The organism is Providencia huaxiensis (assembly GCF_002843235.3).
GTDB lineage: Bacteria > Pseudomonadota > Gammaproteobacteria > Enterobacterales > Enterobacteriaceae > Providencia > Providencia huaxiensis.
This window is the reverse complement of record NZ_CP031123.2, coordinates 3,834,665-3,857,981: the sequence shown is the minus strand read 5'-3', so window position 1 is coordinate 3,857,981 and position 23,317 is coordinate 3,834,665. Positions and strand designations below refer to the sequence as shown.

Sequence of the window (23,317 nt, the reverse complement as noted above, 5' to 3'; positions counted from 1 at the left end):
AACCGCCACAGTGCGCCATGGCGGTTTTTATCTTATTGTTTAACCACTAATTCCAATTCAACCGGAACCGTTGGATCCACTTTCTCGCCTTTTAAGACTTTATCTGCAATCTGTACACCAACAATCCCAATTTGGTCTGGGCGCTGTGCAATAGTTGCACCTAATTTTCCGCCTTCAACGGCTTTAATACCATCATTTGTTCCATCAAAGCCAACAACCAGAACATCAGTACGGCCTGCGGTTTGTAAAGCTCTTAACGCACCTAATGCCATTTCATCATTTTGTGCAAATACCGCTTGAACAGCAGGGTGTGCCGTTAACAAGTTTTGCATTACGTTCAAGCCTTTTGTTCTATCGAAATCAGCGGGTTGGCTCGCCAGTAAATTGAATTTGTGCTCTTTCGCTCCGGTATTAAAGCCTTCACCGCGCTCACGTGCTGCTGATGTACCTGAAATACCTTCTAATTGAATCACTTTAGCTTCATTGCCTGTTTTTTGTGCTATATAGTCAGCAGCCATTTTCCCGCCCATACGGTTGTCGGATGCCACATGACTGACAACTTCACCTTTATTAGCCGCTCTATCTAAAGTGATGACAGGTATATTGGCTTTATTAGCCATTAATATTGAGTTGCCCACCGCATCTGAATCCGTTGGGTTAATTAACATTAATTTTGTACCGCGAACGGTTAAATCTTGTACGTTTGCTAACTCTTTGGCTGGGTTGTCTTGAGAATCTAAAACAATCAGTTCATAACCCAATTTATCCGCTTCTTTTTGTGCGCTATCTTTCATTGTCACAAAGAATGGGTTATTCAATGTAGAAATGACGAGTGCAATACTATCTTTCGCCATCGCATTGACACTAACAGTTGCACTCAGTGCAACTGCAGATAATAACGTTGCTAGTTTGTTCAGTTTCATAATAATTTTCCTGTAGGGTTACTTTTTATTATCAACAAGTACAGCAAGTAAGATGACGACAGCTTTAACAATCATCTGGTAGTTTGACGAAATACCTAATAAGTTTAATCCATTGTTTAAAAAACCAAGGATAAGCGCACCAATCAATGTTCCGACTATACGCCCCTTACCACCAGCAAGACTGGTACCACCAAGTACAACCGCAGCGATAGCATCAAGTTCATAACCATTACCTGCCATTGGCTGAGCCGATGATAAACGTGCAACTTCAATGACACTCGCCAATGCTGCTAGCATTCCACATAAGGCATAAACCACTATTTTAATGCGATCGACATTAATACCAGAAAGACGGGTAGCCGCTTCATTCCCACCAAGTGCGTAGATGTAACGACCAAGGCGAGTATGGTGCAACATATACCATGCAGCTGCAAACACGATAATCATTAACCAGACTGGGGTAGGAATACCAAATGGGCGGCCAATACCAAACCAGCCAAATAAGTCTGCGTTATCACTAAACCCTGTATTGATAGGGCTACCGTCTGTATAAACTCGTGTCACACCACGCAATAGTAGCATCATGACTAAAGTCGCAATGAAAGCTTGGACTTTTCCTTTTGCAACAATCACCCCGGTGCATGCACCGATCGCGGCACCGAGTGCTAATGCCCCCGCAACAGCCACTAGCGCATTAACTTCCGCCCCGACCATGGAAGCTGCAACCGCGCCCGTTAAGGCCAATAAGGACCCAACAGAGAGATCAATACCCGAGGTTAAGATAACTAGCGTCATCCCAACGGCCATAATGGCGTTGACGGAGGTTTGTTGTAAGATATTGAATAGGTTATTAACCGTAAAAAAATTCGGGCTTAATGTTGATACGATGGCAATCAAAACTAAGAGTGCGATTAATGATTTTTGCTCCATCAGCCATGCTTTGCTGAACCAGCGTTTTGATGATGCGGTAGTTGAACTCATACTGATAACTCCTGAACTGAGCCATAATTTTTACCCACTGCGGCAGCCATTAAGGCTTCCTGAGTCGCGTCTTTGGCTGAAAATTCGCCGCTGATATGACCTTCGTGCATCACCAAAATGCGGTCACTCATTCCTATTACTTCAGGCATTTCTGAAGAAACTAAAATGATACTCAGCCCTTCTTTTTTAAATTGGTTAATTAGTTGATAGATTTCTTTTTTAGCACCAACGTCTACGCCACGAGTTGGCTCATCGAGGATCAGTACTTTTGGTCTTGTCATCAAACCGCGCGCAATGGCCACTTTTTGCTGGTTTCCACCTGAAAGGTTGCCAATTATTTGGTCCATAGACGGGGTTTTAATATTGAATAACCGAATGAAATCGCTAACGGTTTGCTGTTCTTCACTATGCTTGAGGCTTCCCCCTGCACGACTGAAATAACGTAATGCTGTCAATGACATATTTTCTTTCACTGACATGCCTAATACTAATCCATCTCGTTTACGGTCTTCTGAAATATAAACAATGCCACTGTTTAAGCCATCTTGTGGTGTTTTCAGTGTTACGGCTTTGCCTTCCAGTTTTATCGTGCCTGATTTTTTTGTCGCCGCGCCGTAGATGATTTTCATCAACTCTGTACGCCCCGCGCCCATCAAGCCAGATACACCTAAAATTTCCCCACTCTTCAGGGTGAAATTGGCATTTGTTACACCAGGTCCAGATACCCCTTCAAGCTGCAGCCTAATGTTTCCGGTTTCTACCTCGACCCTCGGGTACTGGTCTTCAAGCTTACGACCAACCATCATTTCAATGAGTTTTTCTTCTTCCAACTCACTCACAGGTTTCTCACCAATAAACTGGCCATCACGGAATACGGTCACATCGTCGCAAATTTCAAAAATTTCTTTTAAACGATGGGAAATATAAACAATGCCACAGCCTTGAGCTTTTAAGTCTTCGATAACTCTAAATAGGGACTCTGTTTCCGTGTCTGTTAGTGCATCGGTGGGTTCATCCATGATAATCACTTGTGATTGAAAGCTCAGAACTTTGGCGATTTCGACCATTTGTTGTTCGCCAATAGAAAGCTCTGCAATAGTTTGATGGCTATCATAATCAAGGTTAAGCCGTTTAAGCAGTTTGTCCGACTCACTGAACATTTTTTTCCAGTCAATTTTACCAAACGCATTCACATACTCTCGACCTAGAAAAATATTCTCTGCAATAGTTAATTCAGGTATCAAATTGAGTTCTTGGTGGATAATCCCTATTCCTGCTTCTTGGGAGCTTTTAGGGCCATTAAATGCAACTTCTTTACCTAAATAGCGGATTTGACCAGCATCTTTTTTATAAATACCCGTCAGCACTTTCATCATGGTTGACTTGCCTGCCCCATTTTCCCCCACCAGCGCCATGACTTTTCCTGGGTAGACATTTAATGTCGCCCCACTGAGGGCTTTTACCCCTGGAAATGATTTATCGATCCCGATAAGTTCTAATAAAGGTTGCATAATCACCTCAGAAAGTCACACCAGAACAAAGAATAATGTTAGCGAACGGTGAACATTCTCCGGTGCGGATCACCGCTTTACTGTCATGAGTCAATTGTTTAAAGCGTTCATGGCTGCAATAAATAATTTCAATCGTATTATTTTGAGTAACTTCTAACTGTTGTAAGTGAGCCAAAATAGCGGCTTCCATTTGTGGGTTAATGGTACTGATTTCCTCAGCTAGAATGGCTTTTTCGACTTGCATCTCTTGGGTGATGACACTTAAAACTGACATGAAATCGGGTAAGCCTTGCGTAATTGCTAAATCAATACGCTCCGTTCCTTGATAAATAGGTAAACCTGCATCAGCAAGCGTTATTTGGTCTGTATGACCTAACTTTGCAATTACCGAGGTAACGTTGGCATTAAGTAAAATACCCTTTTTCATTTTTCACCGCCATTCTAGTAAGCGAAACGTTTCGCTCATGTAATAATAGTAAAGATAAGTCACAACTCAATATTGATGGTTAATATTTGTGATCAATATCGAAACGTTTCGTTCTCATTAGAAAAGCTAAAAAACAATAACTTATTGAATCACTTATAGCTGAATCGTTTTTTCTTATTTCTTGGGGCATATCAAAGAAAAATGGAAAAATAGGTCGCAGTATGTAATAAAAGAAATTGATAGTTTTGATATCAACGCCTCTATTAATAAAAGGAATGAATATGCAGCTTGCTGAACGAATAGCCCAATTAAGCAATTACCTTGAAAGCGGTTTATATGAACGCCAACAAGCTATTCGTTTGTGCTTACTCGCCACATTAAGCGGTGAAAGCGTATTTCTATTAGGCCCTCCAGGTATTGCCAAAAGCTTAATTGCACGAAGAATGAAATATGCTTTTCGCCATGCAAATGCTTTTGAATACTTAATGACGCGATTTTCAACGCCTGAAGAGATCTTTGGTCCTCTTTCAATACAAGCACTAAAAGATGAAGGACGATATGAACGATTAACCAAAGGTTATTTACCTGACGCTGAAGTGGTATTTTTAGATGAGATATGGAAAGCAGGCCCTGCCATTTTAAATACCTTATTAACAGCGGTAAATGAGCGCAAATTCCGTAATGGTGATGAAGAAAAATCCATCCCTATGCGGTTATTGGTAACGGCATCAAATGAATTACCCGATGCAGATAATAGCCTTGAAGCCCTATTCGACCGAATGTTAGTGCGTATTTGGTTGGATAAAGTGCAAGAGAAACAAAATTTTCGCGCGCTATTAACCGGAAAATCATCGCTGAATGAATCTCAAATGCCAGAGCATTTAAAAATCAGTGATGAAGAGTACCAACAATGGCAACAAGAAATTCCTAAAATTACGCTACCCGATCACTGTTTTGAACTTATTTACCAATTACGCCAACAATTAGATGCAACAGAAAAGCAGCTTTATGTTTCTGATAGGCGTTGGAAAAAAGCAGTTTATTTATTACAAGCAAGTGCTTTCTTTAATGGGCGCAATAGCGTATCTCCTCTAGATCTTGTGTTATTAAAAGATTGCCTTTGGCATGACATGCAGTCGATGAATACGTTACCGAAACTATTGCAGTCATTATTACAAGAAGATGGCTGGCAACAGCGAAAGTTAACCCGCGAAATAGAGCAAACTTATCAGCAATGGATGTCATCGACCCAAGACCAAAATAACCAAGATGCATTTAAAGTTAATAAAAACAATGCGATGTTTGCTCGTAAAGCGTCCTATGTATTACCCGAAAATATCGGTGACGGTCGAATTACTCTATTTTTACATCGCCCACTGCAACTACATAATATGAAAGTCACTTTTGTAACAACCGATAAAAAATCCCTGATAACCTTCTTAAATAAAGGAACAACACTATCCGCCCACCTAAATGGGATTGGCTTTGCACAAGAAATTGCCGCTGAGGTGAATAATTTAAACCAGATACAGTTATTAGATGTAAGCCATCAATCATCTACTTTATATATTCAAGATAAAGCTTCGTCGCTAGTGCCAAATACAAATAACCAAGAGTGGCTAGACAAGCTGGATAAAATTCAAGAAGAGATTCAAACCGCGCGTTATCAGTTTGAAAAACAACAGCCCAACTTATTTATTGAACCGCACTGGCTTGCAGATATTGAACAAAGCTTCATGAAACTAACAGAAAAGCTAAACCAATTACGTAACCAAATCACGGGTAAAGTGGCCGAATAACGATGATGAGTTTAGCCACATTAGAAATGTTGCTTTCGGTTAATGAAGGCCAATTAATTGAAGAGATCATTATATCTTTACTGGCAACCCCTCAATTAGCGGTGTTTTTTGAAAAACACCCTCGATTAAAAAAAGCTTTACTCAAAGATTTATCGGGTTGGAAAAAGGATCTCAAACAGCGTATGCAAGATGCGCTTGTTCCCGCACAACTTTCAGAAGAATTTGAACTTTATCGTCAATCCCTTGGTATTTCGACAGATGCCTTTTTTAACCAATTACCGGGGGTTATAGCAAAACTTCAGCAGCTGGATTCCCCGTTTTATCGTGAGGCACATCAGCTACAAAGTGGAAAAATAGAAAACCACAGCGCAAGGCAGTCATTATTTGTTCAAAGATGGCGAGTTAGTTTAATTTTACAAGTGACAACTCTTCATAAAGAACTGTTAGAGCAAGAAAAAGAACAATTGCTGGCGGAGTTACAACGCCGATTAGCGTTAAGTGGCAATTTAGAGGATATCTTAGGCGAAAATGAGCGAGCTGCAGGCCGGCTATGGGACTTAACCAAAGGTGTAAACATGACTTCCGCTTATAATGACCAATTATTAAGCCGATACAGTGATTTTTTACGTCAGCAGCCTGAATTAGAAAAAATAGCGCAATTATTAGGCCGTAGCCAATCTGCTCAATCGATTCCTGACGATAGTGTTTTTCTTGAGCCCATGACAATCATGGAAAAGGTACCCGAAATAGTACCTGAGCAAGTCAACGGTTTAAATCAAAGTGATGATATTTTACGGTTATTACCTGCAGAACTCGCCATGTTAGGCCTTGAAGATATTGAATTTGAATTTTATCGAAAATTACTCGAAAAACAGCTTCTAACCTACCGATTACAAGGGGATAGCTGGCAAGAAAGAAAAGTTCTGCGCCCTATTACCCATCACCATGATGAAGAGCAGCCAAGAGGGCCATTTGTTATATGTATTGATACATCGGGTTCGATGGGCGGTTTAAATGAACGCTGCGCCAAAGCCTTTTGCCTTGCATTAATGAAAATTGCGCTGGCAGATAACCGCTCATGCCATGTGATGTTATTTTCCACAGAAATTGTGCATTACGATTTACTTTCTATTGATGGCCTAGAGCAATGTATTCGTTTTTTACATCAAACATTTAAAGGTGGGACTGACTTGGCAGCTTGTTTACAAGAAACCGCAGTAAAATTGGAATCAAAACAGTGGATTGATGCAGATGCCGTGGTGATTTCTGATTTTGTTGCTCAGCGTTTACCTGATGAATTGATTCAAAAAATTAAGACTATGCAGAAGAAAGGTAAATACCGCTTCCATGCGGTATCTGTATCAAATTATGGGAAACCCAGCATCATGAAAATCTTTGACCATATTTGGCGTTTTGATACTGGGTTAAAAAGCAGGCTGTTACGCCGCTTTAGTCGCTAATTACAGCATACCTTCAACAGATTCTTGCATTTCAGCACCCCAAACACCGCATTGTACTTGGCCAATGTGCTGGCGTTGAAGAAGTAGCATGACTAAGCGTGATTGGCCAATGCCACCACCGATAGTTTGTGGCATTTCACCTTTTACTAACGCTTGGTGCCACTCTAATTCCATACGTTTTTCATCACCGGTTAAGCCTAATTGGCGAGTCAAACACTCAGGGCTTACACGAATTCCCATTGAAGAGAGCTCAAATGCGTCCTGTAAAATAGGGTTCCACACAATGATGTCGCCGTTCAAACCACAAAAACCGTCTTCATTTTTTGTTGTCCAGTCGTCGTAGTCAGGCGCGCGAACATCATGTGATTCACCGCTAGATAGCTTACCACCGATACCAATTAAGAATACTGCGCCTAGTTCTTTTGCGATTGCACGTTCACGCCCTTTCGCATCTAAATCAGGGTAGCGCTGTAACAACTCTTCACTGTGAATAAAGTGGATTTGGTCTGGCAGGAACGGTGCCAACCCAAATTCTTTACTTACGGCAGCTTCTGTTTCTTTTATTGCCTTATAGATTTTACCCACTGTCTGCTTCAGATAAGGAAGTGTACGTTCCTCATCTGCCATCACTTTTTCCCAATCCCACTGATCAACATAGACGGAATGGATTGGGGTTAAGCGATCCTCGTCAGGACGCAACGCTTTCATATGCGTGTATAGACCTTGGCCTTCACTAAAACCGAAACGACCTAATGTTTTACGTTTCCATTTAGCCAAAGAATGAACCACTTCAAAGGTTGCACCTGGAATTGATTTCACTTTTACTTGAACGGCTTTTTCGCTGCCAGATAAGTTGTCTTGAGTACCATCCCCTAAACGGCTTAGGATTGGCCCTTGAACTTCAATCAACCCTAATTCTTTTTCAAGTAAACGTGAGAAATACGATTTCACAAAACTAATTTGTTGCTGATGTTCGATAAATGACTTGTCCATAATTTATTCCCATAATTTGTTAGCTGTGTTAGCTGATGTATAGATTAAGCAACAAAATGAGGTATAAATTCAATATCCATCATTAAAAAAAGCCTTTATTGTTTATTTTAAATAAAAAAACAGGTATAAAAATGAATAATCGTTAAAATAGAGGTGAAATAATGCCGGAAAATTATCAAATCGATAATCTCGATCGTGACATACTTCACGAATTAATGAGAAATGCACGTACACCGTATGCTGAATTAGCTAAAAAATTTGCTGTTAGCCCCGGGACAATTCATGTCCGTGTCGAAAAAATGAAGCAAGCAGGGATTATTAAAGGCACACGTATTGATATAAACCCAAAACAATTAGGCTTCGATGTTTGTTGCTTTATTGGCATTATTTTAAAAAGTGCAAAAGATTACCCAACCGCACTAAAAAAATTAGACGCCTTAGAAGAAGTTGTCGAGGTGTACTACACAACAGGGCAATACAGCATTTTTATTAAAGTGATGTGCCGTTCTATTGATTCTTTACAAGACGTACTTATCAACAAAATTCAGACCATTGATGAGATACAATCCACAGAAACACTGATCTCCTTACAAAACCCGATCTTACGAACAATCAATCCGTAGAAAAAAAATGATATAACCACATTATCCACAGGTAGATCCCAGCTCATTCACAGCGTACAATAGCGCCCTATTATTGTGAAAGAGAATCACCATGACAAAAGTAACCTTAATAAGTGGCAGTACAATGGGCAGTGCGGAGTATGTTGCCGAGCACATGGCAGAGATTTTAGAAGAACTCGGTCATGAAACTGAAATTCAACATGGCCCAAAGCTTGATGACTTAACACTTGAAGGCATATGGCTGGTGGTGAGCTCAACACATGGTGCAGGTGATCTTCCTGAAAATATTCAACCTCTTTTTGATTCAATAGAAGAAAGCGCTCCTGATCTAAGCCAAGTTCAATTTGGTTCTGTAGGGATCGGCAGCTCTGAATATGACACTTTCTGTGGAGCGATCCACAAAATAGATGCTTTATTAATCAAGCAAGGGGCTAAAAGGATCGGTGAATGTTTGGAAATTGATGTCCAACAACACGAAATACCGGAAGATCCCGCGGGTGAATGGGTTAAAATTTGGGCAAACGAACTCTAGTTTGATTAAAATAACAGCAATCAACTGTGGATAACTCAGGGAAGATCCCGGTATTAACCCGTAGTTATCCAGAGTATAAGTTTTAAGGCTGACAAGGCCTGTGTATAAGTACCCTTTTTGATCCCAGCTTATACGCAAACGGATCACGGATCATTCACAGTATATGATCCTTTACACTTTTATGATCTTTAAAGTGAAAATCCACTTATCCACAGAACCCCGTGATCCTAATAAAAGATCTAATAAAGAGATCTTTAAATAAAAAGATCTTAATATTATATAAGGGAGAAACCTAAAGCTTGGTCTCTTCCTCAAACTTGAGTAGAATTCTCTCCTCAAATGCACAATCCGCATTTTCTAACGTTTAAGGTCCACACATGTTTTATCCAGAGCAATTTGACGTCATCGTAATTGGTGGTGGTCATGCCGGTACTGAAGCAGCAATGGCAGCTGCACGTATGGGGCGTCAAACCCTATTACTGACTCACAATATTGATACATTGGGCCAGATGTCTTGCAACCCAGCCATCGGTGGGATCGGTAAGGGACATCTGGTTAGAGAAATTGATGCGCTAGGTGGCTTGATGGCCACAGCAACAGACAAAGCAGGTATTCAATTTAGAACATTAAATGCCAGCAAAGGGCCTGCAGTTCGTGCGACTCGAGCACAAGCTGACCGTGTTCTTTATCGCCAAGCTGTCAGAATGGCTTTAGAAAACCAGCCTAACTTAATGATTTTCCAACAACCTGTAGAAGACTTAATTGTTGAAAACAATAGGGTCACAGGGGCTATTACCCGCATGGGCTTAAAATTTAAAGCCAAAGCGGTGGTATTAACCGTTGGTACTTTCCTTGATGGCAAAATTCACATTGGTTTAGAAAATTACAGTGGTGGTCGTGCAGGAGATCCTCCTTCAATTTCACTTTCTCAACGTTTGAGAGAATTACCTTTACGTGTTAATCGTTTAAAAACAGGAACGCCACCACGTATTGATGCAAGAACCATTGATTTCAGTCAGTTAGCTCAACAGCTAGGTGACGACCCAATGCCCGTATTTTCATTTTTAGGTTCACAAGATCAACATCCACAACAGATGCCTTGTCATATCACCTATACCAATGAAAAAACGCATGAAGTGATCAGAAATAATCTGGATCGCAGCCCTATGTACGCAGGCGTGATTGAAGGGATCGGCCCACGTTACTGCCCTTCGATCGAAGATAAAGTCATGCGTTTTGCTGATAAAGACTCACATCAGATCTTCCTAGAACCTGAAGGCCTAACCAGCAATGAAATTTACCCTAACGGGATATCCACCAGCTTGCCATTTGATGTCCAAATGCAAATTGTTCATTCCATGAAAGGAATGGAAAATGCGAGGATCATTCGTCCTGGCTATGCCATTGAATATGATTTCTTTGACCCTAGAGATCTAAAACAGACGCTTGAAAGTAAATTTATTGATGGATTATTCTTTGCTGGCCAAATTAACGGCACTACAGGTTATGAAGAAGCTGGAGCTCAAGGCCTATTAGCAGGCCTTAATGCGGCACAACATGCCTTTGGTTTAGAAGGTTGGTTCCCTCGTCGTGACCAAGCTTATATCGGTGTTCTCGTTGACGATCTTTGTACTTTAGGGACAAAAGAACCTTACCGTATGTTTACCTCGCGTGCAGAATACCGTTTGATGCTTCGTGAAGACAATGCGGATTTACGTCTAACAGAAAAAGGCCGAGAGTTAGGTTTAGTTGATGACGTTCGCTGGGCTCATTTTAATAACAAAGTCGAATTGATTGAAAAAGAGCGCCAACGCTTAAAAGATATCTGGGTTCATCCAAAATCAGATAACCATACAGAAATAGATGGAATTTTAACCGTTCCATTATCGAAAGAAGCCAATGGGGAAGATTTACTACGTCGCCCGGAAATGACGTATAAAATGTTAACCTCACTCAACCTTTTTGCTCCAGCTATTGATGATCCTCAAGCCGCGGATCAAGTGGAAATTCAAGTTAAATACGAAGGTTATATTGCCCGCCAAAAAGAAGAAATCGAAAGACAACTGCGTAATGAAAATACGTTGTTGCCTGTTGACCTCGATTACAAACAAGTTAAAGGGTTGTCTAACGAGGTAATGGCGAAACTGAACGACCATAAACCGACATCTATTGGTCAAGCATCACGAATTTCAGGGATCACGCCTGCTGCAATCTCTATTTTACTTGTTTGGTTGAAAAAGCAAGGCATGCTACGCCGGAGCGCTTAACATGGATTTATTATCAAAACTGAATCAATTGCTAGTAAAAACCGATATCAACTTAACGGAAAAGCAAAAACAGCAACTCATTGACTATGTTGGGTTATTAGCGAAATGGAACAAAGCCTATAACCTGACATCGGTACGTGACCCACAACAGATGTTAATCCGCCATATCATGGATAGCATAGTGGTGAACGGTCAACTCATCGGGCAACGTTTTATTGATGTTGGGACGGGCCCTGGTTTACCCGGCGTGCCTTTAGCGATTGTTCGGCCTGATTCCCATTTTGTTCTATTGGACAGCTTAGGGAAGCGTGTACGCTTTTTAAAACAGGTTCAACATGAGTTAGGGCTGACTAATATTGAGCCTGTTCAATCACGCGTTGAAGAGTTTCCAGTGGAAAAAAGCTTTGATGGTGTGATTAGCCGCGCATTTGCTTCGTTGAATGACATGTTGAGTTGGTGCCATCATTTACCTTCAGCAGAAGGGCGTTTTTATGCACTCAAAGGTGTCATTCGTGATGATGAAATGGCGCTACCAGACGAGTTTATGATTGAATCGATCACGGAACTTGAAGTGCCCGAACTTGATGAGCAACGTCATTTAGTTAAAATTTCGATGAAATAAAGTTGCTTTCTATCAAATAATTTTATCATTTAGAGCGATAGCTGGACGTTTACAAACGGCCAGCTATTTTTATTCGCCATCAAATAATAAAAATATATATTTTACGTGGTATTTACACGGCAATAACGAATAAGTTGCAAAAATAAGGCATTGAAAGAAAAATACTGGCTAATTGATGATTTTTACTTAATCGATTTAGCAAAAAAATAGTGAATCGAAAAATATTGGATTTACTCTTTCAAAATTTAGCTTAGGAATTAATTTCTTTAATTATTTGATTTACTGGTTAAATCTATTTTTTGTTATGAATAAAATTGAAGTAATAAATAAAGTGAATAAAGTTAAATGTGATATATGTCACATTTATATGAATGTATGCAGCAATTCATTAACTATTTATTAAATATTACAGCGACAATTCTGCGCTAACTCGAAAAAATTAAATATTTATTCACCTTTTCGCTACTTACTGATTGAATTCATTTCGCCTGCCCGTATAATTTGCACGTTTTTGTCTCTTGACACATTTACGCAAAGGCAGTTTTATACAACACTTAGCGTTTCTGAGGCTGAGAAGAGCTGGGAGTAAACAAAAGTTATGTCTGTATCCCTTTATGACAACAAGCATGCTGTAAAGCAGTTGTCTGTTCAGTTGATAACTTTTGTGATCCTCAGTGGGGCTTTCTGTGCAAATAGTATAGAATGGGGGGCCTCTGCTCTTGCTGGTGGGTTAGCATGCTGGTTACCAAATATCGTATTTATGCTGCTATCACAATTTCAGAAAGCAAAAGGAGAGGATGAACCTGTCCGCATTGCCTGGTTCTTAGCATTAGGAGCAGGGCTAAAGGTTGTTACAACTATCACTGTCTTAGTTGTTGCTTTCGGTGTGTTCAAAGCGTCATTAACACCACTGGGTTTGACCTATTTAGCGGTGCTAATTGTTCAGATTGTTGCACCAGCCGTTTTTAAACGGTAAGTATTTTTAAACTACAAAAGGGTAAGAGGCATCATGTCTGCATCAGGAGAAGTGATGACTACAGAGGATTACATAGGCCACCATCTGAGAAACCTTCAGTTGGACCTGAGTACCTTTAAGTTGGTCGATCCCCACGCTAGTCCAACATTTTGGACGTTGAACATTGACTCGCTTTTTTTCTCAGTAGTTCTCGGGGCTCTGTTCCTGTGGCTATTTAGAAGAGTTGCAGCCAATGCGACTAGTGGCGTACCCGGTAAGTTACAGACTGCAATAGAACTGATCATTGGTTTCGTTGATAACTCAGTCCGTGATATGTATCACGGTAAGAGCAAAGTTATTGCTCCTTTAGCATTAACAGTGTTCGTCTGGGTATTCTTAATGAACCTGATGGATTTACTACCAATTGATTTCCTTCCGTATATTGCTGAACATTATCTCGGGTTACCTGCATTACGTGCAGTACCAACCGCAGATGTTAGTGTCACATTATCGATGGCTATTGGTGTGTTTATCCTAATCCTCTTCTACAGCATCAAAATGAAAGGAATTGGCGGATTTACAAAAGAGCTCACAATGCAGCCTTTTAACCATCCTGTCTTCATTCCAGTCAACTTGATTCTTGAAGGGGTAAGCCTGCTGTCAAAACCTGTATCACTCGGTCTGCGACTGTTTGGTAACATGTATGCAGGTGAATTGATCTTTATTCTTATCGCGGCTCTGCTTCCGTGGTGGTCACAGTGGTTGTTAAGCCTACCTTGGGCTATCTTCCACATACTGATTATTACGCTACAAGCCTTTATTTTTATGGTTCTAACAGTTGTTTATCTGTCGATGGCATCTGAAGAACACTAATTTAATTTTATCAATAATTGTATTAACTGAAACAAACTGGAGACTGTCATGGAAAACCTGAGTATGGATCTGCTGTACATGGCTGCCGCTGTGATGATGGGCTTAGCGGCGATCGGTGCTGCGATCGGTATCGGCATCCTAGGTGGTAAATTTTTAGAAGGTGCTGCTCGTCAGCCAGATTTAATTCCTCTGCTGCGTACACAGTTCTTTATCGTAATGGGTCTGGTCGATGCTATTCCGATGATTGCTGTTGGTCTGGGCTTGTATGTAATGTTCGCTGTTGCCTAATTAACGTTACGGAACACTGTAAGAACATTAATTCACTAATGAATATGAGGTATTGTCTGTGAATCTAAATGCAACAATCCTCGGCCAGGCTATCGCGTTTGTCCTGTTTGTTTGGTTCTGTATGAAGTATGTATGGCCACCGATTATGGCGGCCATTGAAAAACGTCAAAAAGAAATTGCTGACGGTTTATCTTCCGCAGAACGTGCTAAAAAGAACCTGGAACTGGCGCAAACCGACGCAACCGACCGACTGAAAAAAGCGAAAGCTGAAGCTCAAGTCATCATTGAACAAGCGAATAAACAACGCGTTCAAATGATTGATGAAGCAAAAGCAGAAGCAGAAGCAGAACGTGCAAAAATCGTCGCACAAGCGCAAGCTGAAATTGATGCTGAGCGTAAACGTGCACGTGAAGAGTTACGTAAACAGGTTGCGATGCTTGCTATCGCAGGTGCCGAGAAGATCATCGAACGTTCCGTGGATGAAGCTGCTAACAGCGACATCGTTGATAAACTAGTCGCTGAACTGTAAGGAGGGAGGGGCATGTCTGAAATTGCTACTGTAGCTCGCCCCTACGCCAAAGCAGCTTTTGACTTTGCTGTGGAAAACCAAGCTGTTGCTAAATGGCAGGAAATGCTGGCCTTCACCTCTGAGGTGACGCGCAATGAGCAGGTTGGTGAGCTGCTTTCTGGTTCTATTGCACCAGAAACATTAGCTAAAACGTTTATCTCTGTTTGTGGAGATGAAATTGACGAGCATGTTCAGAATCTGATTCGTGTTATGGCAGATAACGGGCGTTTAACGACGCTACCAGAAGTTTTAACGCAGTTTATCCAATTGCGCGATTCTCTGGAATCAACCATTGAAGTTGATGTTTTATCCGCTAACGAACTGAGTGAACAGCAGTCAGCTAAAATTTCTGCAGCGATGGAAAAACGTCTGTCACGCAAAGTTAAGCTGAATTGCAAAATTGATAAGTCTGTTATTGCTGGAGTGATCATTCGTGCTGGAGACCTCGTCATCGACGGGAGTATCCGCGGTCGCTTAGAGCGTTTAACTGACGTCTTGCAGTCTTAAGGGGACTGGAGCATATGCAACTGAATTCCACCGAAATCAGCGAACTGATCAAACAGCGTATTGCTCAGTTCGATGTTGTGAGTGAAGCTCACAATGAAGGTACGATTGTATCCGTTAATGACGGTATTATTCGTATTCACGGTTTAGCCGAAGTCATGCAGGGTGAAATGATCGCGCTGCCTGGCAACCGTTACGCTATCGCACTGAACTTAGAGCGTGACTCTGTTGGTGCGGTCGTTATGGGTCCTTATGCCGACTTGGCAGAAGGCATGAAAGTTAAATGTACTGGTCGTATTCTTGAAGTTCCAGTAGGCCGTGGCCTGCTAGGACGTGTTGTGAATACACTGGGTCAACCAATTGATGGTAAAGGTCCTGTTGATAACGATGGCTTCTCTCCTGTAGAAGTTATTGCTCCAGGTGTTATCGACCGTCAATCCGTTGATCAACCTGTTCAAACTGGTTATAAATCAGTCGATGCCATGATCCCAATCGGTCGTGGTCAGCGTGAGCTTGTTATCGGTGACCGTCAAACAGGTAAAACTGCTTTGGCAATCGATGCAATCATCAACCAACGCGACTCTGGCATCAAATGTGTTTACGTCGCTATCGGTCAAAAAGCATCAACTGTTGCTAACGTTGTTCGTAAACTTGAAGAACATGGCGCTCTGGAAAACACCATTGTTGTTGTTGCAACTGCATCTGAGTCAGCTGCACTGCAATATCTGTCAGCCTACGCTGGCTGTGCAATGGGCGAATATTTCCGTGACCGCGGTGAAGATGCTCTGATTGTTTATGATGACCTGTCTAAACAGGCTGTTGCGTACCGTCAAATTTCACTGTTACTGCGTCGTCCACCAGGACGTGAAGCATACCCAGGTGATGTTTTCTATCTGCACTCACGTTTACTTGAGCGTGCTGCTCGTGTTAACGCTGAGTACGTTGAAGCATTCACTAAAGGTGAAGTTAAAGGAAAAACGGGTTCATTGACTGCATTGCCAATCATTGAAACTCAAGGCGGTGACGTTTCTGCATTCGTTCCGACTAACGTAATTTCGATTACAGATGGTCAGATCTTCCTGGAATCTAACCTGTTTAACTCTGGTATTCGTCCAGCGGTTAACCCAGGTATTTCAGTATCTCGTGTTGGTGGTGCTGCTCAGACTAAAATTATCAAGAAATTGTCTGGTGGTATCCGTACAGCACTTGCTCAATATCGTGAACTGGCAGCGTTTGCTCAGTTTGCTTCAGACCTTGATGATGCAACGCGTAAGCAGCTGAGCCACGGTCAGAAAGTAACTGAGTTGCTGAAACAGAAACAGTATGCACCTATGTCAGTAGCAGAGCAGTCACTGTCTCTGTTTGCGGCAGAACGTGGATTCTTGGATGATGTTGAGTTAGCTAAAATTGGTGCGTTTGAAGCTGCTTTAGTTTCTTATGCATTGCGCGAGCATGCTGACCTTATGAACGAAATTGGCCCGGCTGGTAGCTATAACGATGATATCGAAGGCAAGTTGAAAAAACTGCTCGAATCATTTAAAGCAACCCAGTCCTGGTAATACTATTCGGCCCGAGTTTCTAGGGCCGTCTGGTTAATAAGGAGAAGCAGAAATGGCCGGCGCAAAAGAGATACGTTCCAAGATCGCCAGCGTGCAAAACACGCAGAAGATCACTAAAGCGATGGAAATGGTCGCTGCGTCCAAAATGCGTAAAACGCAGGAACGCATGGCGGCCAGCCGTCCTTATGCAGAGACCATGCGCAGTGTAATTGGTCACTTAGCATTAGGTAATCTGGAATATAAACATCCATATCTCGAAGAGCGTGAAGTTAAGCGTGTCGGGTATCTGGTTGTTTCAACAGACCGTGGTCTGTGTGGTGGCTTGAACATTAACTTGTTCAAAAAACTGTTAGCAGAGATGAAGTCGTGGTCTGAGAAAAACGTTCAGGTTGATTTGGCTTTAATCGGTTCTAAAGCGGTATCATTCTTCGGTTCTGTGGGCGGCAATGTCGTGACACAAGTTACCGGAATGGGGGATAACCCAACGCTTTCGGATTTGATTGGTCCAGTTAACACTATGCTACAAGCCTATGATGAAGGGCGTTTGGATAAACTGTATGTGGTGACGAATAAGTTCATCAATACAATGTCTCAGGAGCCAACTATTCTTCAATTGTTACCATTGCCTGCAAGCAATGATGAAACACTGAAGAAGAAGTCTTGGGATTACATTTACGAACCCGATCCAAAGGCGTTGCTGGATACCCTGCTACGTCGTTATATCGAGTCGCAGGTTTATCAGGGCGTCGTTGAAAACCTGGCTAGTGAGCAGGCCGCACGAATGGTAGCGATGAAAGCCGCTACTGATAATGGTGGAAACCTGATCAAAGAGTTGCAGTTGGTTTACAACAAAGCTCGTCAGGCCAGCATTACTCAGGAGCTTACCGAAATCGTTTCGGGTGCTTCCGCGGTTTAACAGCTAGGTTTACGAATTACGTAGAGGATTCAAGATGGCTACTGGAAAGATTATCCAGGTAATCGGCGCCGTTGTGGACGTCGAGTTCCCTCAAGATGACGTACCAAAAGTGTACGACGCTCTTGAGGTTGTTAACGGTAAAGAAACACTGGTGCTGGAAGTTCAGCAACAGTTAGGCGGTGGTGTTGTCCGTTGTATCGCAATGGGTACATCAGATGGCCTGAGCCGTGGTTTAGAAGTTGTAAACTTAGAGCACCCAATTGAAGTACCAGTAGGTAAAGCAACTTTAGGACGTATCATGAACGTTCTGGGTCAGCCTATTGATATGAAAGGTGATATCGGCGAAGAAGAGCGCTGGTCAATTCACCGTGCTGCACCTAGCTACGAAGAGTTAGCTAACTCAACAGAGCTGCTGGAAACCGGTATCAAAGTAATGGACTTAATCTGTCCATTCGCGAAAGGTGGTAAAGTTGGTCTGTTCGGTGGTGCGGGTGTTGGTAAAACAGTAAACATGATGGAACTTATCCGTAACATCGCGATTGAGCACTCAGGTTACTCAGTATTCGCTGGTGTTGGTGAGCGTACTCGTGAAGGGAACGACTTCTATCATGAAATGACTGACTCAAACGTTCTGGATAAAGTATCACTGGTTTATGGCCAGATGAATGAGCCACCAGGAAACCGTCTGCGCGTTGCGTTGACTGGTCTGACTATGGCTGAAAAATTCCGTGACGAAGGTCGTGACGTACTGCTGTTCGTTGACAACATCTATCGTTATACCCTGGCAGGTACTGAGGTATCAGCACTGTTAGGTCGTATGCCTTCAGCGGTAGGTTATCAGCCAACGCTGGCGGAAGAGATGGGTGTTCTGCAAGAACGTATTACCTCAACTCAAACGGGTTCTATCACTTCCGTTCAAGCGGTTTACGTTCCAGCGGATGACTTGACTGACCCATCACCAGCAACCACCTTTGCTCACTTAGACGCAACGGTAGTTCTGAGCCGTCAAATCGCATCTCTGGGTATTTACCCTGCGGTTGACCCTCTGGATTCTACTAGCCGTCAGCTTGACCCACTGGTTGTTGGTCAAGAGCACTATGATGTTGCTCGTGGCGTTCAGTCTATTCTGCAACGTTACCAAGAACTGAAAGATATCATCGCAATTCTGGGTATGGATGAACTGTCTGAAGAAGACAAACTGGTTGTTGCTCGTGCTCGTAAGATCCAGCGCTTCCTGTCTCAACCATTCTTCGTTGCTGAAGTATTTACCGGTTCACCAGGTAAGTTCGTTTCTCTGAAAGACACTATCCGTGGCTTCAGTGGGATCCTGAACGGTGATTACGACCACCTGCCAGAACAAGCGTTCTATATGGTTGGTACCATTGAAGAAGCTGTGGAAAAAGCTAAAAAGCTTTAATCCAGCTGACAGGAGGTTGATATGGTAGCTGCAATGACATACCACCTGACTGTAGTAAGTGCTGAAAAACAAATGTTTGAAGGCATGGTACAGAAAATTCAGGTGACAGGTAGTGAAGGTGAGCTGGGGATTTACCCGCAGCATACCCCGCTGCTGACTGCCATAAAACCGGGCATGGTACGTATTACCAAACAGTTTGGTGAAGAAGAGCTAATTTACCTCTCCGGTGGTATTTTAGAAGTGCAACCAAATGGTGTTATCGTACTCGCTGATACAGCGATCCGTGGTAAAGATTTAGACGAAGCTCGTGCAGTGGAATCTAAACGCAAAGCGGAAGAACACGTCCGTAAAGCTCACGGCGATGTTGATTATGCTCAGGCATCAGCAGAACTTGCAAAAGCAATAGCGAAACTTCGAGTCATCGAGTTAACTAAAAAGCTAATGTAATGATAGCGGTATAGTAAAAAAAGCCAGTTGGTTAAGTCTAACTGGCTTTTTTATTTGAGCGAAATATGTAGTAATTTATAAAGGAAATAGGTTTACTTTCATCCCTAAGTTGGAGTTTCAGGAAAAATGACTGTGCAAAGAAAAAGTGTCGTGATTTTAGCTGCCGGTAAAGGCACACGGATGTATTCAGAGCTACCTAAAGTTTTGCATTTACTTGCAGGCAAACCCATGGTTCAGCATGTTATAGATACAGCAAAATCCATTGGTGCATCAGATATTCATCTGGTATACGGACATGGCGGTGATTTACTGAAAGAAAAACTGGGTGAGCAAAACCTCAACTGGGTATTGCAGGCCGAGCAGCTCGGCACTGGCCATGCGATGCAACAAGCAGCGCCAAGCTTCCAAGACGATGAAAATATTGTCATGTTATATGGCGATGTACCGTTGATAGCGAAAGATACCTTAGATCGCCTAATTGAAGTGAAGCCAGAAGGTGGTATTGGCTTGCTGACGGTTATTTTAGATAACCCAACAGGGTATGGCCGTATCATTCGTGAAAATAATGAAGTTGTAGGTATTATTGAGCAAAAAGATGCCAGCGAAGAGCAACGTAAAATCCAAGAGGTTAACACTGGGATTATGGTTGCCAGTGGCAAAGATTTTAAACGTTGGTTGGCACAGCTGAACAACGATAACGCGCAAGGCGAATATTATATTACTGATATTATTGCATTGGCACATAAAGAAGGTAATAAAATTGCAACTGTTCACCCTAAACATTTAAGTGAAATGGAAGGGGTGAATAACCGCCTACAATTGGCTGCGTTAGAAAGGGTTTATCAGAAAGAACAAGCGGAAAAACTGTTATTAGCTGGTGTGATGTTAATTGACCCTGCACGTTTTGACTTGCGCGGAACGCTGACTCATGGGCGTGATATTATTATTGATACTAACGTGATTATTGAAGGTAATGTCACATTAGGGAATAACGTACATATTCAATCTGGCTGTATATTAAAAGACTGTGTAATCGGTGATAACTCGGTTATCAGCCCATATTCAGTGATAGAAAACTCTGAATTGTCAGCCGAATGTACGGTTGGCCCTTTTGCGCGTTTACGTCCAGGTGCTAAATTAGCGGCCAAAGCGCACGTAGGTAACTTTGTAGAAATGAAAAATGCCTCTTTAGGTTTAGGCTCTAAAGCAGGTCATTTAAGTTACCTCGGTGATGCTCAAATTGGTGATAACGTGAATATTGGCGCAGGTACTATTACCTGTAATTATGATGGTGCCAATAAACACAAAACCATTATTGGCGACGATGTATTTGTCGGGTCAGATACTCAGTTAGTTGCACCAGTTTCTGTTGCCAAAGGTGCAACAATAGGGGCTGGCACTACGGTAACACGTGATGTGAATGAAGACGAACTTGTCGTTAGCCGTGTAAAGCAAATGCATATTAAAAACTGGCAGCGTCCAGTTAAGAAAAAATAAGTAAATTTTGAGGAGAGATAGCGATATCTCTCCTATGATAAAAAAGCTAATTAATAGCAAATAATAAAATAGCTACCTAAGGTAGCAATATAAAAATATCCCCATTTTCTACAAGGCTGGGGAACAGTGAAAACTGTACAACAATTAGGTTGCGACAAATGAAGGTTTCTCAAGAAAGAAACCTTTTGTCTAGGGATCCAAAAAATATGTGTGGAATTGTAGGTGCTGTTGCACAACGTGATATCGCAGAAATTCTGTTAGAAGGTCTTCGTCGTCTTGAGTATCGTGGTTATGACTCTGCCGGTATGGCAGTTGTTGATCACGAAGGGCATTTGCAACGCTTACGTGAAGTCGGCAAAGTGCAAATGTTAGCTGAAGAAGCGGAGAAAAACCCGGTATCGGGTGGAACGGGGATTGCACATACCCGTTGGGCAACTCATGGTATTCCAAGTGAACGTAATGCTCATCCGCATACTTCTGGTTACATTGCGGTTGTTCATAACGGCATTATTGAAAACTATTTAGAGCTCAAAGATGAGCTGAAAAAACTCGGTTATATCTTTAGTTCAGAAACTGATACCGAAGTGATTGCTCACCTTGTTCACCATGAACAACAAAAAGGTGGCACGCTGGTGGAAGTGGTTCAACGTGTTATCCCACAATTGCGCGGTGCTTACGGTACCGTGATCATGGATAGCCGTATTCCTGAATTATTAGTTGCTGCACGTTCTGGTAGCCCGTTGGTTATTGGTTTAGGTGTAGGTGAAAATTTCTTAGCATCAGACCAATTAGCGCTGTTGCCTGTGACTCGTCGCTTTATTTACCTTGAAGAAGGGGATGTTGCCGAAGTCACTCGTCGTACTGTTCATATTTTTGATAAAAATGGTGAAGCGGTCGATCGCGAACAAATTGAATCAAACGTTCAATATGATGCAGGCGATAAAGGCGTCTATCGCCATTACATGCAAAAAGAAATTTACGAACAACCAATGGCAATTAAAAACACCCTTGAAGGGCGTTTTGACAAAGACAATGGTATTGATTTAAGCGAGTTAGGCCCTCGTACGAGTGAAATTTTATCTCAAGTTGAACATATTCAAATCGTCGCATGCGGGACATCCTACAATGCGGGAATGGTTGCACGTTATTGGTTTGAGTCTTTGGCTGGTATTCCTTGTGATGTGGAAATTGCTTCTGAGTATCGCTACCGCAACCCTGCTCACCGTAAAAACAGCCTGATGATTACGTTGTCTCAATCAGGTGAAACCGCAGATACACTGGCAGCCCTGCGTTTATCAAAAGAATTAGGTTATCTGACTTCTTTAGCAGTGTGTAACGTGGCGGGCTCTTCTCTAGTACGTGAATCTGAATTTGCTTTAATGACCAAAGCAGGGGCAGAAATTGGTGTCGCATCGACTAAAGCGTTTACCACACAGTTAACGGTTTTACTGATGCTAGTTGCGTATATGGGTCGTTTGAAGGGGGCAAAACCTGAGTTAGAAGAAAGCATTTCCCATGCATTACATGCGCTTCCTGCTCGTATTGAAAGCATGTTATCGCAAGATAAAGTCATCGAAGCACTGGCTGAAGATTTCTCAGATAAACACCACGCATTGTTCTTAGGTCGTGGTGATCAATTCCCTATTGCAGTTGAAGGGGCTCTGAAATTAAAAGAGATTTCTTACATTCACGCAGAAGCGTATGCCGCGGGTGAGTTAAAGCACGGCCCATTAGCGCTAATTGATGCTGATATGCCTGTTATCATCGTTGCACCTAACAATGAACTGTTAGAAAAACTCAAATCGAACATTGAGGAAGTCCGTGCGCGTGGTGGTTTGCTGTATGTATTTGCTGACCAAGATGCAGGCTTTGAAGCGAGTGAAAACATGAAAATTGTTTCGTTGCCTCATGTTGAAGAGTTAATTGCGCCTATTTTCTACACCGTACCACTGCAATTGTTGTCTTATCACGTTGCATTGATTAAAGGCACAGACGTTGACCAGCCTCGTAACTTGGCGAAATCGGTGACAGTTGAGTAATCAATAAATTGATTAATAAAGGGCTCTGTGGGCGGACAATAAAGTCTTAAACTGAACAAAATAGATCTAAACTATGACAATAAAGTCTTAAACTAGACAGAATAGTTGTAAACTGA

The 23,317-nt window shown here is 42.0% G+C and carries 22 protein-coding genes; 17 read left to right on the top strand and 5 right to left on the bottom strand.

Annotation, left to right across the window (positions count from 1 at the left end; genetic code table 11):
* Nucleotides 1-32: 32 nt before the first annotated feature.
* From rbsB to rbsD, 4 genes are read right to left on the bottom strand one after another with little or no spacing between them, the layout of a single operon-like run.
* Nucleotides 33-923, bottom strand: coding sequence for a ribose ABC transporter substrate-binding protein RbsB (gene rbsB, locus CYG50_RS19625; protein ID WP_102140435.1), 891 nt, complete (start codon nt 921-923; stop codon nt 33-35).
* 18 nt (nt 924-941) lie between these two features.
* On the bottom strand, nt 942-1,904 hold the full coding sequence (gene rbsC, locus CYG50_RS19620; protein ID WP_102140434.1) for a ribose ABC transporter permease: 963 nt from the start codon (nt 1,902-1,904) through the stop codon (nt 942-944).
* Entirely contained in the window at nt 1,901-3,415 is a 1,515-nt protein-coding gene (gene rbsA / locus CYG50_RS19615; RefSeq protein WP_102140433.1) for a ribose ABC transporter ATP-binding protein RbsA, read from the bottom strand. The genes rbsC and rbsA overlap by 4 nt, the downstream gene beginning before the upstream one ends.
* Before the next feature lie 7 nt (nt 3,416-3,422).
* On the bottom strand, nt 3,423-3,842 hold the full coding sequence (rbsD, locus tag CYG50_RS19610; RefSeq protein ID WP_102140432.1) for a D-ribose pyranase: 420 nt from the start codon (nt 3,840-3,842) through the stop codon (nt 3,423-3,425).
* A 281-nt stretch (nt 3,843-4,123) separates the two neighbouring features.
* On the opposite strand from rbsD, the gene ravA reads away from it, so the two are divergent.
* Nucleotides 4,124-5,641: an ATPase RavA gene (gene ravA / locus CYG50_RS19605; RefSeq protein WP_102140431.1), complete on the top strand. Its 1,518-nt coding sequence runs from the start codon at nt 4,124-4,126 to the stop codon at nt 5,639-5,641.
* Between the two features lie 2 nt (nt 5,642-5,643).
* On the top strand, nt 5,644-7,101 hold the full coding sequence (gene viaA, locus CYG50_RS19600) for an ATPase RavA stimulator ViaA (protein WP_102140430.1): 1,458 nt from the start codon (nt 5,644-5,646) through the stop codon (nt 7,099-7,101).
* On the opposite strand, the gene asnA is transcribed toward viaA, so the two are convergent.
* Entirely contained in the window at nt 7,102-8,094 is a 993-nt protein-coding gene (gene asnA / locus CYG50_RS19595; protein ID WP_102140429.1) for an aspartate--ammonia ligase, read from the bottom strand.
* A 161-nt stretch (nt 8,095-8,255) separates the two neighbouring features.
* Here asnA and asnC point away from each other — a divergent pair, with 161 nt between their 5' ends.
* The 15 genes from asnC (at nt 8,256) to glmS (ending at nt 23,201) form a co-directional block, all read left to right on the top strand.
* Nucleotides 8,256-8,717 carry a transcriptional regulator AsnC gene (gene asnC / locus CYG50_RS19590; protein WP_102140428.1) on the top strand — a complete coding sequence of 154 codons (462 nt, stop codon included), beginning with the start codon at nt 8,256-8,258 and terminating at the stop codon, nt 8,715-8,717.
* Nucleotides 8,718-8,808: 91 nt separating this feature from the next.
* On the top strand, nt 8,809-9,249 hold the full coding sequence (mioC, locus tag CYG50_RS19585; RefSeq protein ID WP_102140427.1) for an FMN-binding protein MioC: 441 nt from the start codon (nt 8,809-8,811) through the stop codon (nt 9,247-9,249).
* Nucleotides 9,250-9,626: 377 nt separating this feature from the next.
* Entirely contained in the window at nt 9,627-11,516 is a 1,890-nt protein-coding gene (gene mnmG / locus CYG50_RS19580; RefSeq protein ID WP_102140426.1) for a tRNA uridine-5-carboxymethylaminomethyl(34) synthesis enzyme MnmG, read from the top strand.
* A 1-nt stretch (nt 11,517) separates the two neighbouring features.
* Entirely contained in the window at nt 11,518-12,138 is a 621-nt protein-coding gene (gene rsmG, locus CYG50_RS19575; RefSeq protein WP_102140425.1) for a 16S rRNA (guanine(527)-N(7))-methyltransferase RsmG, read from the top strand.
* 598 nt (nt 12,139-12,736) lie between these two features.
* Nucleotides 12,737-13,114: a F0F1 ATP synthase subunit I gene (atpI, locus tag CYG50_RS19570; RefSeq protein ID WP_102140424.1), complete on the top strand. Its 378-nt coding sequence runs from the start codon at nt 12,737-12,739 to the stop codon at nt 13,112-13,114.
* A 33-nt stretch (nt 13,115-13,147) separates the two neighbouring features.
* Entirely contained in the window at nt 13,148-13,966 is an 819-nt protein-coding gene (gene atpB / locus CYG50_RS19565; protein ID WP_042846803.1) for a F0F1 ATP synthase subunit A, read from the top strand.
* A 48-nt stretch (nt 13,967-14,014) separates the two neighbouring features.
* The gene (atpE, locus tag CYG50_RS19560) at nt 14,015-14,254 is read left to right on the top strand and encodes a F0F1 ATP synthase subunit C (RefSeq protein WP_004093904.1); all 240 of its coding nucleotides are present in this window, start codon (nt 14,015-14,017) and stop codon (nt 14,252-14,254) included.
* Nucleotides 14,255-14,312: 58 nt separating this feature from the next.
* On the top strand, nt 14,313-14,783 hold the full coding sequence (gene atpF / locus CYG50_RS19555) for a F0F1 ATP synthase subunit B (RefSeq protein WP_004906301.1): 471 nt from the start codon (nt 14,313-14,315) through the stop codon (nt 14,781-14,783).
* 12 nt (nt 14,784-14,795) lie between these two features.
* Nucleotides 14,796-15,329 (top strand): F0F1 ATP synthase subunit delta, encoded by a 534-nt coding sequence (gene atpH, locus CYG50_RS19550; protein ID WP_102140423.1) that lies wholly within the window; start codon nt 14,796-14,798, stop codon nt 15,327-15,329.
* Between the two features lie 14 nt (nt 15,330-15,343).
* Entirely contained in the window at nt 15,344-16,885 is a 1,542-nt protein-coding gene (atpA, locus tag CYG50_RS19545; protein WP_102140422.1) for a F0F1 ATP synthase subunit alpha, read from the top strand.
* 52 nt (nt 16,886-16,937) lie between these two features.
* Complete coding sequence (atpG, locus tag CYG50_RS19540) at nt 16,938-17,801, top strand: F0F1 ATP synthase subunit gamma (protein WP_102140421.1); 864 nt, start codon at nt 16,938-16,940, stop codon at nt 17,799-17,801.
* A 34-nt stretch (nt 17,802-17,835) separates the two neighbouring features.
* Entirely contained in the window at nt 17,836-19,218 is a 1,383-nt protein-coding gene (atpD, locus tag CYG50_RS19535; RefSeq protein WP_102140420.1) for a F0F1 ATP synthase subunit beta, read from the top strand.
* A 21-nt stretch (nt 19,219-19,239) separates the two neighbouring features.
* Nucleotides 19,240-19,665, top strand: a complete 426-nt coding sequence (locus CYG50_RS19530) for a F0F1 ATP synthase subunit epsilon (protein WP_004906291.1) — start codon at nt 19,240-19,242, stop codon at nt 19,663-19,665.
* Nucleotides 19,666-19,791: 126 nt separating this feature from the next.
* Nucleotides 19,792-21,162 carry a bifunctional UDP-N-acetylglucosamine diphosphorylase/glucosamine-1-phosphate N-acetyltransferase GlmU gene (gene glmU / locus CYG50_RS19525; RefSeq protein ID WP_102140419.1) on the top strand — a complete coding sequence of 457 codons (1,371 nt, stop codon included), beginning with the start codon at nt 19,792-19,794 and terminating at the stop codon, nt 21,160-21,162.
* 206 nt (nt 21,163-21,368) lie between these two features.
* A complete protein-coding gene (gene glmS, locus CYG50_RS19520) occupies nt 21,369-23,201 on the top strand; it encodes a glutamine--fructose-6-phosphate transaminase (isomerizing) (RefSeq protein WP_102140418.1) in 1,833 nt (610 codons plus the stop codon).
* The last annotated feature ends 116 nt before the right edge of the window (nt 23,202-23,317 follow it).

Coding starts and splice junctions, on each gene's coding strand:
- rbsB (WP_102140435.1), bottom strand. CDS start 923: ATGAAACTGAACAAACTAGCAACGTTATTATCTGCAGTTGCACTGAGT.
- rbsC (WP_102140434.1), bottom strand. CDS start 1,904: ATGAGTTCAACTACCGCATCATCAAAACGCTGGTTCAGCAAAGCATGG.
- rbsA (WP_102140433.1), bottom strand. CDS start 3,415: ATGCAACCTTTATTAGAACTTATCGGGATCGATAAATCATTTCCAGGG.
- rbsD (WP_102140432.1), bottom strand. CDS start 3,842: ATGAAAAAGGGTATTTTACTTAATGCCAACGTTACCTCGGTAATTGCA.
- ravA (WP_102140431.1), top strand. CDS start 4,124: ATGCAGCTTGCTGAACGAATAGCCCAATTAAGCAATTACCTTGAAAGC.
- viaA (WP_102140430.1), top strand. CDS start 5,644: ATGATGAGTTTAGCCACATTAGAAATGTTGCTTTCGGTTAATGAAGGC.
- asnA (WP_102140429.1), bottom strand. CDS start 8,094: ATGGACAAGTCATTTATCGAACATCAGCAACAAATTAGTTTTGTGAAA.
- asnC (WP_102140428.1), top strand. CDS start 8,256: ATGCCGGAAAATTATCAAATCGATAATCTCGATCGTGACATACTTCAC.
- mioC (WP_102140427.1), top strand. CDS start 8,809: ATGACAAAAGTAACCTTAATAAGTGGCAGTACAATGGGCAGTGCGGAG.
- mnmG (WP_102140426.1), top strand. CDS start 9,627: ATGTTTTATCCAGAGCAATTTGACGTCATCGTAATTGGTGGTGGTCAT.
- rsmG (WP_102140425.1), top strand. CDS start 11,518: ATGGATTTATTATCAAAACTGAATCAATTGCTAGTAAAAACCGATATC.
- atpI (WP_102140424.1), top strand. CDS start 12,737: ATGTCTGTATCCCTTTATGACAACAAGCATGCTGTAAAGCAGTTGTCT.
- atpB (WP_042846803.1), top strand. CDS start 13,148: ATGTCTGCATCAGGAGAAGTGATGACTACAGAGGATTACATAGGCCAC.
- atpE (WP_004093904.1), top strand. CDS start 14,015: ATGGAAAACCTGAGTATGGATCTGCTGTACATGGCTGCCGCTGTGATG.
- atpH (WP_102140423.1), top strand. CDS start 14,796: ATGTCTGAAATTGCTACTGTAGCTCGCCCCTACGCCAAAGCAGCTTTT.
- atpA (WP_102140422.1), top strand. CDS start 15,344: ATGCAACTGAATTCCACCGAAATCAGCGAACTGATCAAACAGCGTATT.
- atpG (WP_102140421.1), top strand. CDS start 16,938: ATGGCCGGCGCAAAAGAGATACGTTCCAAGATCGCCAGCGTGCAAAAC.
- atpD (WP_102140420.1), top strand. CDS start 17,836: ATGGCTACTGGAAAGATTATCCAGGTAATCGGCGCCGTTGTGGACGTC.
- CYG50_RS19530 (WP_004906291.1), top strand. CDS start 19,240: ATGGTAGCTGCAATGACATACCACCTGACTGTAGTAAGTGCTGAAAAA.
- glmU (WP_102140419.1), top strand. CDS start 19,792: ATGACTGTGCAAAGAAAAAGTGTCGTGATTTTAGCTGCCGGTAAAGGC.
- glmS (WP_102140418.1), top strand. CDS start 21,369: ATGTGTGGAATTGTAGGTGCTGTTGCACAACGTGATATCGCAGAAATT.